The organism is Pseudomonas trutticola BRTCR10 (assembly GCF_056155105.1).
On the sequence record NZ_CM149552.1, the window covers coordinates 1,756,783 to 1,771,465 of the forward strand.

Below are 14,683 nucleotides of genomic sequence, written 5' to 3' on the forward strand. Positions count from 1 at the left end.
ATGTATCAGTAGATTTTTGGAGTTTTTATGCTCGAACAGGCTCAACGCGTCCTCAAGGACATCTTCGGCTACGACAGTTTCCGTGGCCGTCAGGGTGCAATCATTGAGCGCGTGGCCAGCGGCGGTGATGCGCTGGTGCTGATGCCTACCGGTGGCGGCAAATCCCTGTGCTTCCAGGTGCCGGCGTTGCTGCGCGATGGCTTGGCGGTAGTGGTGTCGCCGCTGATCGCCTTGATGGACGACCAAGTTGCCACCCTCGAAGAGCTGGGCGTGGCCGCCGCCGCGCTGAACTCCACGTTGAGCGCCGAGCAGCAGCGTGATCTGGCCGCGCGGATCAAGCGCGGCGAAGTGAAAATGCTCTATCTGGCGCCGGAACGTCTGGTGCAGCCGCGCATGTTGTCTTTCCTGCAAGGGCTGAACATCGCCCTGTTCGCCATCGACGAGGCGCACTGTGTTTCGCAGTGGGGGCACGACTTCCGTCCGGAATACCTGCAACTGGGTCAGTTGGCGGAGATGTTCCCCGATGTGCCGCGCATCGCCCTGACCGCCACCGCCGACAAGCGTACCCGCGAAGAAATCGTCACCCGCCTGCATTTGCAGAATGCCGAGCGCTTTCTGTCGAGTTTCGACCGGCCCAACATCTTCTATCGCATCGTGCCGAAGGAGCAGCCGCGCAAGCAGTTGCTGGCGTTTCTCGCCGAGCGCCGCAGTGACGCCGGCATCGTTTATTGCCTGTCGCGCAAGAAAGTCGAGGAAGTGGCGGCGTTTCTCAGCGAGCAAGGCTTCCCGGCGCTGCCGTATCACGCCGGCCTGCCCAACGATCTGCGCGCCTATCACCAGAAACGCTTCCTCAACGAGGAAGGCCTGATCATGGTCGCCACCGTGGCGTTCGGCATGGGTATCGACAAACCCAACGTGCGTTTCGTCGCCCACCTCGACCTGCCGAAATCCCTTGAGGCGTATTACCAGGAAACCGGGCGCGGCGGCCGTGACGGTCTGCCGGCGGACGCGTGGATGGCGTACGGTCTGCAAGACGTGGTGATGCTCAAGCAGATGCTGCAAAACTCCGAAGGCGACGAGCGCCACAAGCGCCTGGAGCAGCACAAGCTCGATGCAATGCTCTCGCTGTGCGAAGAGACCCGTTGCCGCCGACAGACGCTGCTGGCGTATTTCGATGAAGAGATGGCGGAGCCTTGCGGCCATTGCGACAACTGCGTTGATGGCGTGCAGACCTGGGACGCCACGGAGCCTGCTCGTCAGGCGTTGTCGGCGATCTATCGCACCGGTCAGCGTTACGGCGTCGGCCATCTGGTCGATGTGCTGCTGGGCAAGGACAACGAAAAAGTTCGCAGCTTTGGCCATCAGCATCTGTCGGTGTATGGCGTAGGCAAGGCGCTGAGTGAAAGCGAATGGCGCTCGTTGTTCCGCCAGTTGGTGGCGCGTGGCCTGGCCGATGTCGATCATGAAGGCTATGGCGGCTTGCGCCTGAGCGACACCTGCCGGCCATTGCTCAAGGGCGAAGTGACCCTGGAATTGCGCCGTGACCTGAAACCGCAAGTCACCGCCAAAACCGCCAGCAAGAGCCCGGCCAGCCAACTGGTGCGCGGCGAGGAACGCGAACAGTGGGAAGCCTTGCGCGCCCTGCGGCGCAAACTCGCCGAAGAGCATGGCGTGCCGCCGTACGTCATCTTCCCCGATTCGACCCTACTGGAAATGCTCCGCAGCCAGCCAACCTCGCTGGCGGACATGGCCCGGGTCAGCGGCGTCGGTGCGCGCAAGCTGGAGCGTTACGGCGATGCTTTCCTCGAAGTGCTTGGTGGCGAGGCCGAGGCGCCGAAAGTGGTGGCCGACGTGCGTCACGAGTTGATCACCCTGGCTCGCGCCGGCATGACGCCGATGCAGATCGCCGGGCAATTGCAGTGCTCGGAAAAGAACGTTTACACCATGCTCGCCGAAGCGATTGGCAAGCAGCAGTTGTCGCTGGAGCAGGCCCTGGATTTGCCTGAAGAACTGATGGGCGAAGTGCAGGACGCGTTCCTCGATGGCGAGGGCGAGTTGCCGTCGGTCGCCGAGATCGCCGAGTTGTTTGCCGGCCGCGTGCCGGAGGGCGTGCTGTACTGCGTGCGGGCTGCGCTGCAATCTGAATTTGAGATGTGAGATGGCGTTTGCGCCAAGCGCTATACAGTTGTAACGATTCAGTACAGACCGCCACTTGCCTATAGCTGCAGCTCATGCTTAGCTGACTAATAATTAGTTTTTCTCTATTACTTCAGTCTAATCATGAGTGTTTTATGCCGTTAACCGATCAACACCGCTTTGGCATGCAACTGGCCCAGATGTCCCGCGGCTGGCGTGCCGAGCTGGACCGGCGCCTGGCCGGCCTCGGCCTGTCTCAGGCGCGCTGGCTGGTGCTGCTGCATCTGGCGCGTTTCGAAGAAGCACCCACCCAACGCGAGCTGGCGCAAAGCGTCGGCGTCGAAGGTCCGACGCTCGCCCGCTTGCTCGATAGTCTGGAAAGCCAGGGTCTGGTGCAACGCCAGTCCGTGATGGAAGACCGCCGGGCGAAAAAAATCGTCCTGTGCGCACCCGCCCTGCCGCTCATCGAACAGATCGAAACCATTGCCACGCAACTGCGCCATGAATTGTTCGATGGCGTGGATGAGGTGGATTTAAAGGTGTGCATGCGTGTTCACGGGCACATTCTGGCCAATCTGGAAAAATCTTGAGGCATAACCGCGTGCCGGTTTTTTGAGAGATCGGGCTGGGCAGACTATAAGAACTACTGGGCAATATCGTGTTCGTACCGGATGTGCGAACGCATAGAAGTCGGTTTTGCTTATTTAAGGGATGCTCATGCTCGCAAGTTGGCACGTGGTACTGCGCGTTAGCGCCAAAGCGCTGTTGGTCGCTGGCGCCGTCGGCTATTCAACCCTGTCGCTGGCCCTGGGGCTGGGTGACATCACGGTTCATTCCGCGCTCAATCAGCCACTAAAGGCCGATATCGCGCTGCTCGATGTCGGTGGTCTGACGCAGAACGATCTGTCGGTGAGCCTGGCCACGGCAGACGAGTTCGGCCGTGCCGGGGTCGAGCGGGTGTTCTTTCTCAGCGACCTGAAATTCACGCCAATCCTGCATGGCAATCGCCAGATGATCCGGGTGACCTCCAGCAAACCGGTCAACGAACCCTTTCTGAATTTCCTTGTGCAACTCAATCAGCCCAACGGCCGTCTGCTGCGCGAGTACACGGTGCTGATCGATCCACCGGGCTCGCCGGGTATCGTGCCGGCCACCGATGAGCCGGATCCCCGCGCACAGTCCTCGGCGTTTCCTACCGTCGAACCCGTCACTGCGCCGCCACAGGGGGCGCAGGGCAAACGCGACACACCGGCTGCGCCACCGCCCGTAACGACGCCGGCCAACGACGCGCTGGCCGAACAATTGGCCGCCAGCGTGCTGCTGAACCAGCAGTTGCAAAAAACGCTCGACGAACTTAACGCGAAACTGCAGGCGCAGGATGTGCAGATTGCCGACGGCAAGAAGCAGGTCAGTGATTTGCAAACGCGCCTGGCCGAACAGCAAAAGCCCCCGCCAGCGCCCGTCGTCACACCGACGCCAACGCCAGTTGCTGCACCCGTCGAATCCACGGATGAAGGTTTGAGCTGGCCGTTGTTGGGTGGTCTGCTGCTTTTGCTGGGCGTGTTGGCCGCTTTGTTTGTTCACCGCCGACGCCAGCAACAGCTGCAAGGCGTTGCACCGCTGCCGCTGTTGCCACTGCGCAATGAGCCGGATGTTGATGAAACCGAAGATAGCCGTCCCGTCACGGCTCACGCTGTAGCTGAACAGCGAGAAGAACCGGCGGCAGGTGATGTGCTGGAAGCGGTGGGGATCTACTTGGCCTATGGGCGACTTGGCGAGGCGGCCGGGTTGTTGCGCGATGCCCTGCATAAGGAACCCGAGCGTGTCGATCTGGGTCTGCAATTGCTGGAAGTGCTGGGACGTCAGGGTGATAGCGCGGCGTTCGAGCAACAGGAAAGTCATTTGCGAGCGCTTGGCGTGGACGCGCAGTCCTTACAGGAAATCCGCGTCCGGTATCCGAAACTGGCGAACAGCGCGCCGTTGGCGGCAGTTGCCCCTGTGGTCGCCAGCGTAGTTCCCGCCGTCGTCGCTGTTCCTGAGCCCGCACCACCCGAGGATGATTTCGAGTTGAATCTCGACGAGTTGTCGATGGATGCCAGTTGGGATCTGGAGGACAGCCGTTCGGCGCCGGTTCAGCCATCCGCTGCAGAGTCCGCTTTCAGTTCCAGCCTGCAAGTGTTGCCGCAGGGCTTTGAACTGCCGGAGACCTCGGTCAGCGAGGACGCCGAACTTGAGTGGATTCCCGAGCCGGATACGCAAGCGCTGGACGATGATTTTCTCGATGAGTTTGCTGATCCAGCGCCAGCGCCATCGCTCACGCTGGAGCCGTTGGCGTTGCAAATGTCGGAGGCGGAGGAGGCAGCGGGTGCCGGGAAGCTCGAACAGGCACAAACCTGCATTGATGACGGAGACATCGACAGCGCGATTGCCTTGCTCAATGAATTGCTCAAGGAAGGCGATGAGCCATTGAAGCAAACCGCCCGAACCCTTCTGGCGGGCATTCGCTGATCCAGACGTTCATTGACTGATGTGGTGTTCTTGACGACGCCATCGCGGGCAAGCCCGCTCCCACAGGTTGTTTGCTGTGTCCCATTTCTCGACAACACAACAAATCCCTGTGGGAGCGGCAATAGAACAGGCACCGCCCATTCTGAATCCTGATCAGAACGTCTGCCCCAGATTCAGATAAACCGCCTGCTCATTTGCATCATTCAATCCATAACTGAAATTCAACGGCCCCAGCGGCGTATCGAAACCGATAAACACACTCGCTGCATTGATGTAGCCACTGTCGAACTCATTGTCGTTGTTCCACGCCCGTCCACGTTCCAGCGAAGCTCCGGCATACAGCGGGAAGTCCAGCGGCAGGTACGAGCGCGGTGTCAGTCGACGGTAATAAACGGCGCGCATCAAACTGACGTTCTGCCCGGAAATCGCATCCTCGCGGAACCCCGACAATTGCCGTGCGCCGCCGAGCAGGAAACTCGACGTCACCACGTTGGTGTCGTCGAGGGTACGGCCATAACGCCCACCGAGAATCAGTGTGTCTGGCCCGCGGCTCATCGCCTTGTCGAGTTTGAACTCCCACTGTCGATAGCGCGTATCCGAACCCAGGCTTGGCTCGAATTGCAGGAACGTCAGGCTGATGTCCTTGCCTTCATGGGGGTAGTAAACGTTGTCCAGCGAATCGTAGGAGTACTTCAGCGAGTAGAAACCTTCGTTGAAGTTTTCGCTGGGCAGATCCTGATCGCCGATCCGCACGTCAGCCTTGCCCCAGGCCTCGCCGACACCGAAACGCACTTCACCGTTGTTGCCGATTTGCCGGCCGACATTCAGCGCTATGCCGTAGCGCTCGACGCGGTACTGGGCGATCGGATCATTGTCGAGCACGGCGTCGACGTTCTGTGCTTCGAACACCACCGAGGGCGCAATGAAGTAGCGCGAACCGACGTCCAGTGGCTGATAGAACTCGCTGTACAGTTCCTGTTTGTCGCCAAGCTGCGCCCGGGTCAGCCATTCCGCACCGAGGCGATTGATACCGTTGATGCGGTAACTGGCGCCGAGGTTGAAGGCGCTGTCGCCGCGCATGTCGTCCGACAGGTTCAAGCCGACGCGCAGATAATCGGTACCGCTGCGCTTGCCCCGGGCGCTGATCACCAAGGTGTGATCCTGGCCCTTGTGCACCACGCGATACTGCACCTGCTCGAAGTAGTCGAGGCCGTACAAGGTGCCCATGTCTGAATGCAATCGGCCCAGATCCAGCGGCTCTCCGATGTGTTGACGGATGTAGTAGCGGATCACATCGTCGTCGACCTTCGAGTCGTTCTCGACCTTGATCGCGGTGATGATGGGCGTGCGTTGACCGGGTGCGCGGGCGGCGTTGAGTTCGGCGTCCTGAGACTCGCTCGGCTTGAGTCGGGCGAGGCGGGCGTCGAGGATTCGGGTGGCACGATAACCGGCATCAATCATCTCCTGGGCGCGGCCGAAATCGGTGACGCCGAAGCTGGCCAATGCCGGTTGGATCAACACGTCAGTCGGTTTGAGGGCGGCCAGTTGTTCTTCGGAATTGCGCCGGGTCATCAGGGTGATCGACTGGTTAAGCACATCGACCACGGTGGTCAGTTGCTTGCGATTGCGCAGCGGTGTGCCGATGTCGACCACGATGGCGATATCGACGCCCATTTCCCGCGCCACATCCAGCGGGATGTTGTCGGTCATGCCGCCGTCCACCAACAGCCGACCATCGAGTTCGACCGGGGCGAAAACCGCCGGGATCGACATGCTGGCGCGGATCACCTGAGGCAGGTGGCCTTTGCGGAACACCACTTTCTCGCCGTTGGCGATGTCGGTGGCCACGGCGCGGAACGGGATCGGCAGTTTGTCGAAATCCCGGGTGTCACTGGTGTGGGCCAGCAGGCTTTCCAGCAGCAGCGCGAGGTTCTGGCCCTGAATCACCCCCAGTGGCAGGCCGAGGCTGCCGTCGTCGCGAAAACTGAGTTTCTGTTTCACCAGAAAATCGCGGTCATCCTGCTTGCGCCGGAATGGCACGTCCTCGCGGGGCGGCGCATCGGACAGCGCCTGTTGCCAGTCGATACCCAAGGCGAGTTTTTCCAGTTCATCGATCTTGTAGCCCGAGGCATACAGACCGCCGACCACTGCGCCCATGCTGGTGCCGGCGATCGCATCGATCTTGATGCCTTGTTCTTCCAATGCCTTGAGCACGCCAATGTGCGCGAGCCCGCGAGCGGCACCGCCGGACAGCACCAGGCCAACTTTCGGCCGTGGCGCTTCAGCGGCGCAAAGCAACATTGGAAGGAAACCAAGCAGCAGGCAGAACAGCAGACGGCGCATTGTGAGTCTCGGGGCAAGCGATAAAGCCGGCTATTATAGCGGCGCCCTCTGTCTCAGGAGTTTCAATGAACATGTCTGCCGCAAAAGCCGAAGTCGTCATTACCTATTGCACCCAATGCCAGTGGCTGTTGCGCGCCGCGTGGCTGGCGCAGGAACTGCTCAGCACCTTTGGCGATGACCTCGGCAAGGTGTCACTGGTGCCCGGTACTGGTGGGGTGTTTCACATCACGGTCGATGGCGTGCAGATCTGGGAACGCAAGGCTGACGGCGGTTTCCCTGAGGCGAAAGTGCTGAAGCAGCGGGTGCGCGATCAGATCGATCCTGACCGCGACCTCGGCCACAACGACCGCACTCAGTGAGACGCGGCCTCGGCGGCAACAGTTTTCTTGTCGGTGCTGCCGGACATCCGCGCGGACACGACGATGGCGACGATGATCAGCGCGCCGCCCATCAACATCCGTAGCGTCGGATTTTCGTTGAACAACAGCCAGGCGACGGTGATGCCGTAGACCGGCTCCATGGCGAACACCACTGCGGCGGTGCGCGCCTTGATCACCGCCAGGCTGGCAACGAACAGGCTATGGGCGACGCCGGTGCAAAACACGCCGAGCAGGGCGATCCACAACCAGTCCAGCGCGCGCACCTCACTGAGTTGCGGTGCCGCAACCGGCAGCAGACACAGCGCCACCACCACGTTCTGACACAGCGCCGCCTGCACCGCCGGAATGCGCCCGGAGCTGGCGCGGTTGGTCAGCGACAGCAGCGCGAACAACAGGCCCGACAACACCGCCCAGAGCAAACCCGTGGTCGCGCCGCTGGCCAGATCGAACGCCGGGGTCACGAGGATCAGGCCGACGCTGACCAGTACCACCAGCACGATTTCATTGGCGCGGATGCGCTCGCGGAAAATCAGCCCTTCCAGAATCACCGTGAATGCCGGAAAACTGGCAAAACCCAGAGTGGCGATAGCTACGCCGGCCACCTTCACCGCGATGAAAAAGCTCACCCAGTGCCCGGCCAGTAAAACGCCGCTCAGGGCGAGACGGCGCCAGTCCACGGCTTGCAGTTTTTGCCAGCCGTGCTGACTGGCGAAACGGGCGAAAAATCCCAGGGCAAGCACAGCGAAAGCGGCTCGTCCGAACACGATAACAGCGGGGGAAGCGGCGGCGAGTTTGCCGAACACACCGGTCAGGCCGAACATCAGGGCACCGATATGCAGGGCGCCAAGGGCGGTACGCGGAGTCATTGCAATCCTTCTACTAACGCAAATTCAACCTACATTGAACCGTTGATCGTTCCCACGCTCTGCGTGGGTATGCCTCTAGGGACGCTCTGCGTCCAGTGACGCGGAGCGTCACGGGCTGCATTCCCACGCAGAGCGTGGGAACGATCAACCCGTAGGCTCATTGAAGCGCGTTCAGGCCAATAAGTCTGTCGGCAGACTATCGTCTTTTGTCGCAGGAATCGCGCCGAAGCTGGCCGGGTGATGAGCCGAACTCACGTAGGACAGCGGCTGAAAAGGCACTCTGCGAGCTGTAACCGACGCGACTGGCGATTTCACCTATCGGCAATGCGGTGTCGCGCAGCAGTTGCACTGCCAGATGCAGCCGTCGACTGCGAATGTAATCCATCGGCGTCTGCCCGCATTCGGCCATGAAACGGGCATGCAGACGCGCGCTGGACAACCCGGCAACCCGCGCCAGATCTGCGACCTGCAATGGGTAAGCGGCGTTCTGTTCGATGTGCGCATCCAGTGCCGCATAGGGCAGGCGCCGGGCGGCGAATTCGACCGGTTGCGCATGATTGAGGCTGGCCAGCAGCAACACCGCACCTTGCTGGGCAATCAGCGGGTCGCTGACCGGACTGTGCGCCAGCCAACTGACCAATTGGCTTTGCCCGCCATCCAGCGACAGACGAGCAGGAGTGTCGAGCAAGCGGCGGCTGGCCTCGGCATGATCACCGAGTGAATCGGCAAGCCATTGCCCGTCAGGAATATCCAGCACCAGACAGCGACTGCCCTGCGGACTGCCGCAGGCGTGATGGGCGCCGGAAGGGATGACCACGAAACTCTGCTGCCGCACCTGGCTGCCGCAGCCCTCGACCTCGAAATCCAGCGCACCGGACAGACCGAACACCAATTGGGCATGCTCGTGGCTGTGAACGATCAAGTCGTGGGTGTACTGACGCAGGGTGAGAATCGGTCGCATGGCAAGTCTCCGGGCAGGCAGCCAGTCTACACCGACGCAACCGGGATGCGCTGTCACAGGACTGACTCGCGCCTGTCATGGTCGATTAACCGGACGGGCGCACTCTGGCGAAAACATCGCAGAGGGTTGCCCATGACCAGCGCCGAGCTCGCCAGACCCAGTCGTAAACAACGGGTGCGCACCTTGTGGATTTCCGACGTGCACCTGGGCACGCGGGATTGCCAGGCCGAGCACTTGTCGCAATTTCTCAAGGGCTACCATGCCGACAAGATCTACCTGGTCGGCGACATCATTGACGGCTGGAAACTGCGCGGTGGCATGTATTGGCCGCAGGCGCACACCAACGTGATTCGCCGCTTGCTGACCATGAGCAAGCGCGGCACCGAGGTGATCTATGTCACTGGCAACCACGATGAATTCCTGCGCCGGTATTCGAAACTGATTCTGGGCAACATTCAGTTGGTCGACGAGGCGGTGCACGTCACGGCGGACGGTCGGCACTTGCTGGTGATTCACGGCGACCAGTTTGATGTGATCACCCGTTATCACCGCTGGCTGGCCTTTCTCGGCGACTCCGCCTACGAGTTCACCCTAACGCTCAATCGCTGGCTCAACCACTGGCGCGCCCGTTATGGCTACGGTTACTGGTCGTTGTCGGCGTATCTGAAGCACAAGGTGAAGACCGCGGTGAGTTTTATCAGCGATTTTGAAGAAGCCATCGCCCATGAATGCGTGAAGCGCGAACTGCACGGTGTGGTGTGCGGACACATTCACCATGCCGAGATTCGCAAGGTCGGTGAGGTGGATTACCTCAATTGCGGCGATTGGGTGGAGTCGTGCACGGCGCTGATCGAGCATTGGGATGGCACGATCGAGCTGTATCGGCTGGCGGATGCGCAGGCGCGTGAGGCGGAACTCAAGGCTGCCAAAGTCGTTGAGGTTGCCTGAATTCTCGAGTGTTTGAGAGGGCCCCATCGCTGGCAAGCCAGCTCCCACAGGTTTTATGAACGCCACAAACCCATGTGGGAGCTGGCTTGCCAGCGATGAGGCCGGAACAGGCAACATCAAGCTGGGCTGTGTTCTTCCATGGCAGCCTTGTAGATCGAGTTCTTCGGCTGCGCAAACAGCCTTTCCATCATCGGTTCAAAGAAGCTCAACGGCAGCGTGTCATACGCCGGGTCAAACGCCGCCGCGTCGTATTTGGCGCAAAACTCGGCGGTCGCCTGAAACTGCGGGTGCTCTTTGAACTGCTCGCGCAAGTGCCGATCCATGCCCAGATGATGAAAGAAGTAATAGCCCTGAAACACCCCGTGCTTCTCGACCATCCACAGATTCTCGGCACTGACGAACGGCTTGAGGATCGCCGCCGCAATGTCCGGATGGTTATACGAGCCCAAAGTGTCGCCAATGTCGTGCAGCAATGCACAGACCACGTATTCCTCGTCACGCCCGTCGCGAAAGGCGCGGGTGGCGGTTTGCAGCGAATGGGTCAGGCGGTCCACCGGGAAACCGCCGAAATCGCCTTCGAGCAATTTCAGGTGGGTCATGATCCGTGACGGCAATTGCTTGGCATAGGCACTGAAATCCGCAGCGATGATCGCCCAGTCTTCCTGGGTGCCATCCTGCATATGGGTGAAACGGGCGCTGGCGTTCATCGGCCATCCTCAGTGTTGTTTTTCAGAAGGCCACGCGACCGAGGATCATGTCGCGATACATGACGAAGTCGCCGAGCAGGCTGTACAGCGGATGCTGAAACGTCGCCGGACGGTTCTTTTCAAAGAAGAAATGCCCGACCCAGGCGAAGCTGTAACCGGCCAGCGGCAGGGCCAGCAACAGCAGCCAAGCGCCCTTGGCGATGGTCATGGCGAGAATGAAAATTACCAGTGTCGTGCCGATGAAATGCAATCGACGACAGGTACTGTTGCTGTGTTCGCTGAGGTAATACGGATAGAACTCGGCGAAGCTGTTGAAATGCTTGATGTTTTCCACGACCGCGATCTCTGTGGTTATTGTTCTGGCGACGAGTTGTTCTGCGGGTAGCTTATTTGAGTCTAGAGTGATCATTGGCGTGGGCCAGTGACAATCGGCGCCACTTTAGTATCCTTCGCAAATCAGGCCGTAGCATGCGGCCCCTCATGTAAAAGAATAACGCCATGAGCGAACGAACAACTTCTGCAAGCTGGGCGATGGGGATTGTCAAAGCACTGGAGATGGACGGCCTGGATTGCCGGGTACTGTTCAAGCAACTGGGGCTCGATTACGCCGCCCTGGATGATCCGGATGCGCGTTTCCCGCAAGATTCCATGACCCGACTCTGGCAACGGGCGGTCGAGTTGTCCGGCAACCCGGCGATCGGCCTGAACATGGGCAAAGTGGTGCGCCCGGCGTCGTTCCATGTCGCCGGTTATGCGCTGATGTCCAGCAACACCCTCGCCGAAGGTTTCCAGCGACTGGTGCGTTATCAGCGCATTATTGCCGAAAGCGCCGACCTGAGTTTTCGTCTGATCGAGGACGGTTACGCGCTGATCCTGACGGTGCACGGCGACCATCTGCCGCCGACCCGGCAAAGTGCCGAGGCTTCGCTGGCCTGCGCTTTGGGCCTGTGTGGCTGGTTGACCGGGCGCACGCTGCACCCGGTCAAAGTGCTGGTGCAAGGCGATGAACCGGAAGATCTGCAACCTTACAAACAGGCTTTCCATGCACCGCTGATGTTCAATGCGCCGTACGACGCGTTGATCTTCGAGCGCGCCGACATGGAAGCGCCGCTGCCCACGGCCAATGAGGCGATGGCGTTGCTGCATGACCGGTTTGCCGGGGAGTACCTGGCGCGGTTTTCCGAAAGTCGCGTGACCCACAAAGCGCGGCAGGTGCTGTGCCGTTTACTGCCTCAGGGCGAACCCAAGCGCGACACCGTTGCGCAGACTTTGCACCTGTCGCAGCGCACCTTGCAGCGCCGGTTGCAGGAGGAGGGCACAAGCTTTCAGCAACTGCTCGATGACACCCGCCGCGAACTGGCCGAGCAGTATCTGGCGCAACCGAGCATGACGTTGCTGGAAATCGCCTATCTGTTGGGTTTTGCCGATCCGAGCAACTTCTTCCGCGCCTTCCGTCGCTGGTTCGACACCACGCCCGGCGATTACCGGGCGCGGCTGTTGCAGGCGCCGAATGTGATCAGTGACGCCAAAAGGCCGGAATACACAGCACAAACACCGTAATGATCTCCAGTCGGCCAAGCAGCATGCCGAACGACAGGATCCACTTGGCCGCGTCCGGCAGGGTGGCAAAGTTGCCCGCCGGACCGATGGTTTCGCCCAGACCCGGGCCGACGCCGGACACGGTACTGGCAGCGCCGGTCAGTGCGGTCATCCAGTCGACGCCGAGCAGCGACAGCAACAGGGCGATAACGCAGATGGTGATCGCAAAGAAAAACGAAAAAGTCAGAATCGAACGCACGATCTCTTCATCGAGGCGGTGACCGTTGTACTTCTGCTTGATCACCGCACGCGGGTGAATCAGTTGGTTAAGGTTGGCCTTGAGCAGGATGTACGCGACCTGGAAGCGGAAGATCTTGATCCCGCCCGCCGTCGAACCGGAGCAGCCGCCGACGAAGCCCAGATAGAAAAACAGCATCAGCGAGAAGTTGCCCCACAGGCTGTAGTCGCCGAGGGCGAAACCAGTGGTGGTGACGACTGACGTCACGTTCAGCGCCACATGCCGCAACGCATCCAGCCAATGCAGATTGGTCGTCCACCAATACCAGGTGCCGAGCACCAGCCAGGTCACCAGCAACATGCCGAGCAAGCCCTGCACTTGTTGATCCTTGATCAACGCCTTGCGGTTACCGCGCAACGTCGCCACGTAAAGGGTGAACGGCAGGCTGCCGAGAATCATCACCACCACCGCGACCCAGTGCACCGCCGGTTGTGTCCACTTGGCCAACGACTGGTCGGACGTCGAGAAACCACCGGTGGAAATCGCCGACATCGCGTGGTTGATCGCATCGAACGGGCTCATCCCGGCCCACCAGAACGCCAGGCTGCCGAGGATGGTTATGCCGACATACGCCGCCACGATCAGCCGCGCCACCATGTGCGAGCGGGGCATGACCTTTTCCGAACGGTCCGAGGATTCGGTCTGGAACAGGCGCATGCCACCGATGCGCAGCAGCGGCAGAATCGCCACCGCCATACCGATAAAGCCGATGCCACCGATCCAGTGCAGCAGCGAGCGCCACATCAGGATGCCGGGGGACATGGTGTCGAGGCCGTTGAGCACGGTCGAGCCGGTGGCGGTGATGCCGGACATGCTTTCGAAGAACGAATCGGTGTAGCTGATGTGCTGGGTCAGCAGAAACGGCAGCGCGGCGAAAATACACACCACCAGCCAACTGCTGACAGTCAGCAAATACATGTCACGCGGGCGCAGGTGAATGTGTTCGGGCCTGCCGGGAATCACCAGCGCAAGACCGGCGACGAAGGTAATCATGCTCGCCCAGAGGAACGATGGCAGGTCGCTGGTGCGCTCGAAAATCACCAGGGTGGCCATGGGCACAACCATGGCGACGGCCAGGGTGATCAGGAAGATGCCGATGATGAAACCAATGATCCGTAAGGTCGGCAACGCCATGAAGTCCGCTCGGGCTGATGTAAGAAGGGCGCCATTCTACCCGTGGGACAGGGCATGTAAACCGGCATCCCGTTGGCAGATGCAGCTAGAATAGCCGCACATTTTTCTCAGGAGGTGGCCGATGCAGGCTCTCGACGCTTTGCTCAACCGTGTTTCCGTTCCCCGCCTGGTCGAACCGGCCCCCACTGCCGAGCAGCGCGAAGCGCTGTTTGGCGCAGCGTTGCGCGCGCCGGATCACGGGCATTTGCAGCCGTATCGCTTCCTGACGGTCGAAGGCGCAGCGCGTGAGCAGATGGGCGAGTTGCTGGCTGAAGCTGCGCAAATGCAGGAAGGCGAAGTCACCGAAGCAATGATCGACAAGGCCCGCAACGGCCCGCTGCGTGCGCCGCTGGTGGTTGTGGTGATCGCCAGATTGCAGGAACACGTCAAGTATCCGAAGGCCGAGCAATTGCTCGCGGCCGGGTGTGCGGCGCACGGGATTTTGCTGGCGGCGTATGCGCAGGGGATTGGTGCGGTGTGGCGTACGGGTGATTTGGCTTATTCCAGGCATGTGGCGCAGGGTTTGGGCTTGACCGAGGGTGAAGAGGTGATTGCTTTCCTTTACCTCGGCACTCCGCAGAAAGAACCGCGTGTGGCGGAGAAAGTTGATCTGGCCGAGTTTGTCAGCGCCTGGCCTGGTAAAGCCTGAAGATCAAAAGCCCCTCATCGGAACGCCGCCCGCCTAACCCTCTCCCGGAGGGAGAGGGGATTGATTGGGGGGGCTCAAGAGGTACGCCGACGTGGGCGATCTTCGTGGAATCCAGAATCGACTTTGGTTTAAGTCGAATTCAAAGTTGATCAGGCCTCCGAATCCATAATCAACT

The 14,683-nt window shown here is 60.5% G+C and carries 13 protein-coding genes; 7 read left to right on the forward strand and 6 right to left on the reverse strand.

Going from position 1 to position 14,683, the window contains the following annotated elements; genetic code table 11:
* The first annotated feature begins 27 nt into the window (after window positions 1-27).
* The 3 genes from recQ to ACVVH8_RS07815 all read left to right on the forward strand — a co-directional run bounded on the left by recQ (window position 28) and on the right by ACVVH8_RS07815 (window position 4,644).
* The gene (gene recQ, locus ACVVH8_RS07805) at window positions 28-2,157 is read left to right on the forward strand and encodes a DNA helicase RecQ (protein ID WP_103305300.1); all 2,130 of its coding nucleotides are present in this window, start codon (window positions 28-30) and stop codon (window positions 2,155-2,157) included.
* Window positions 2,158-2,291: 134 nt separating this feature from the next.
* The gene (locus tag ACVVH8_RS07810) at window positions 2,292-2,726 is read left to right on the forward strand and encodes a MarR family transcriptional regulator (protein WP_475229360.1); all 435 of its coding nucleotides are present in this window, start codon (window positions 2,292-2,294) and stop codon (window positions 2,724-2,726) included.
* A 127-nt stretch (window positions 2,727-2,853) separates the two neighbouring features.
* The gene (locus tag ACVVH8_RS07815; protein ID WP_475229362.1) at window positions 2,854-4,644 is read left to right on the forward strand and encodes a motility hub landmark protein FimV; all 1,791 of its coding nucleotides are present in this window, start codon (window positions 2,854-2,856) and stop codon (window positions 4,642-4,644) included.
* A gap of 153 nt (window positions 4,645-4,797) precedes the next feature.
* On the opposite strand, the gene ACVVH8_RS07820 is transcribed toward ACVVH8_RS07815, so the two are convergent.
* Window positions 4,798-6,987: a patatin-like phospholipase family protein gene (locus tag ACVVH8_RS07820; RefSeq protein ID WP_475229365.1), complete on the reverse strand. Its 2,190-nt coding sequence runs from the start codon at window positions 6,985-6,987 to the stop codon at window positions 4,798-4,800.
* Between the two features lie 71 nt (window positions 6,988-7,058).
* Between ACVVH8_RS07820 and ACVVH8_RS07825 the strand changes: the two genes are divergently transcribed.
* On the forward strand, window positions 7,059-7,346 hold the full coding sequence (locus tag ACVVH8_RS07825) for a SelT/SelW/SelH family protein (protein ID WP_315446233.1): 288 nt from the start codon (window positions 7,059-7,061) through the stop codon (window positions 7,344-7,346).
* Here the strand turns inward: ACVVH8_RS07825 and ACVVH8_RS07830 are convergent.
* Both ACVVH8_RS07830 and ACVVH8_RS07835 read right to left on the reverse strand, forming a co-directional pair.
* On the reverse strand, window positions 7,340-8,233 hold the full coding sequence (locus ACVVH8_RS07830) for an EamA family transporter (RefSeq protein ID WP_315446234.1): 894 nt from the start codon (window positions 8,231-8,233) through the stop codon (window positions 7,340-7,342). The genes ACVVH8_RS07825 and ACVVH8_RS07830 overlap by 7 nt on opposite strands.
* A 196-nt stretch (window positions 8,234-8,429) precedes the next feature.
* Entirely contained in the window at window positions 8,430-9,194 is a 765-nt protein-coding gene (locus ACVVH8_RS07835) for a helix-turn-helix transcriptional regulator (protein ID WP_401297623.1), read from the reverse strand.
* Window positions 9,195-9,326: 132 nt separating this feature from the next.
* On the opposite strand from ACVVH8_RS07835, the gene ACVVH8_RS07840 reads away from it, so the two are divergent.
* Window positions 9,327-10,142: a UDP-2,3-diacylglucosamine diphosphatase gene (locus ACVVH8_RS07840; RefSeq protein WP_103305305.1), complete on the forward strand. Its 816-nt coding sequence runs from the start codon at window positions 9,327-9,329 to the stop codon at window positions 10,140-10,142.
* 116 nt (window positions 10,143-10,258) lie between these two features.
* Here the strand turns inward: ACVVH8_RS07840 and ACVVH8_RS07845 are convergent, their stop codons facing one another.
* Together ACVVH8_RS07845 and ACVVH8_RS07850 are read right to left on the reverse strand one after the other, a co-directional pair.
* Complete coding sequence (locus ACVVH8_RS07845; protein WP_475229368.1) at window positions 10,259-10,849, reverse strand: HD domain-containing protein; 591 nt, start codon at window positions 10,847-10,849, stop codon at window positions 10,259-10,261.
* 22 nt (window positions 10,850-10,871) lie between these two features.
* Window positions 10,872-11,183: an Mpo1-like protein gene (locus ACVVH8_RS07850; protein WP_095187810.1), complete on the reverse strand. Its 312-nt coding sequence runs from the start codon at window positions 11,181-11,183 to the stop codon at window positions 10,872-10,874.
* Between the two features lie 164 nt (window positions 11,184-11,347).
* Between ACVVH8_RS07850 and ACVVH8_RS07855 the strand changes: the two genes are divergently transcribed.
* Window positions 11,348-12,409 (forward strand): AraC family transcriptional regulator, encoded by a 1,062-nt coding sequence (locus ACVVH8_RS07855; protein ID WP_475229370.1) that lies wholly within the window; start codon window positions 11,348-11,350, stop codon window positions 12,407-12,409.
* Here ACVVH8_RS07855 and ACVVH8_RS07860 read toward each other — a convergent pair.
* Window positions 12,366-13,820: a TrkH family potassium uptake protein gene (locus tag ACVVH8_RS07860; RefSeq protein WP_103305308.1), complete on the reverse strand. Its 1,455-nt coding sequence runs from the start codon at window positions 13,818-13,820 to the stop codon at window positions 12,366-12,368. The genes ACVVH8_RS07855 and ACVVH8_RS07860 overlap by 44 nt on opposite strands.
* Window positions 13,821-13,941: 121 nt before the next feature.
* On the opposite strand from ACVVH8_RS07860, the gene ACVVH8_RS07865 reads away from it, so the two are divergent.
* Window positions 13,942-14,508, forward strand: coding sequence for a nitroreductase family protein (locus tag ACVVH8_RS07865; RefSeq protein ID WP_103305309.1), 567 nt, complete (start codon window positions 13,942-13,944; stop codon window positions 14,506-14,508).
* Window positions 14,509-14,683: the final 175 nt, after the last annotated feature.

Coding starts and splice junctions, on each gene's coding strand:
- ACVVH8_RS07865 (WP_103305309.1), top strand. CDS start 13,942: ATGCAGGCTCTCGACGCTTTGCTCAACCGTGTTTCCGTTCCCCGCCTG.
- ACVVH8_RS07845 (WP_475229368.1), bottom strand. CDS start 10,849: ATGAACGCCAGCGCCCGTTTCACCCATATGCAGGATGGCACCCAGGAA.
- ACVVH8_RS07860 (WP_103305308.1), bottom strand. CDS start 13,820: ATGGCGTTGCCGACCTTACGGATCATTGGTTTCATCATCGGCATCTTC.
- ACVVH8_RS07830 (WP_315446234.1), bottom strand. CDS start 8,233: ATGACTCCGCGTACCGCCCTTGGCGCCCTGCATATCGGTGCCCTGATG.
- ACVVH8_RS07835 (WP_401297623.1), bottom strand. CDS start 9,194: ATGCGACCGATTCTCACCCTGCGTCAGTACACCCACGACTTGATCGTT.
- ACVVH8_RS07820 (WP_475229365.1), bottom strand. CDS start 6,987: ATGCGCCGTCTGCTGTTCTGCCTGCTGCTTGGTTTCCTTCCAATGTTG.
- ACVVH8_RS07825 (WP_315446233.1), top strand. CDS start 7,059: ATGTCTGCCGCAAAAGCCGAAGTCGTCATTACCTATTGCACCCAATGC.
- recQ (WP_103305300.1), top strand. CDS start 28: ATGCTCGAACAGGCTCAACGCGTCCTCAAGGACATCTTCGGCTACGAC.
- ACVVH8_RS07855 (WP_475229370.1), top strand. CDS start 11,348: ATGAGCGAACGAACAACTTCTGCAAGCTGGGCGATGGGGATTGTCAAA.
- ACVVH8_RS07840 (WP_103305305.1), top strand. CDS start 9,327: ATGACCAGCGCCGAGCTCGCCAGACCCAGTCGTAAACAACGGGTGCGC.
- ACVVH8_RS07810 (WP_475229360.1), top strand. CDS start 2,292: ATGCCGTTAACCGATCAACACCGCTTTGGCATGCAACTGGCCCAGATG.
- ACVVH8_RS07815 (WP_475229362.1), top strand. CDS start 2,854: ATGCTCGCAAGTTGGCACGTGGTACTGCGCGTTAGCGCCAAAGCGCTG.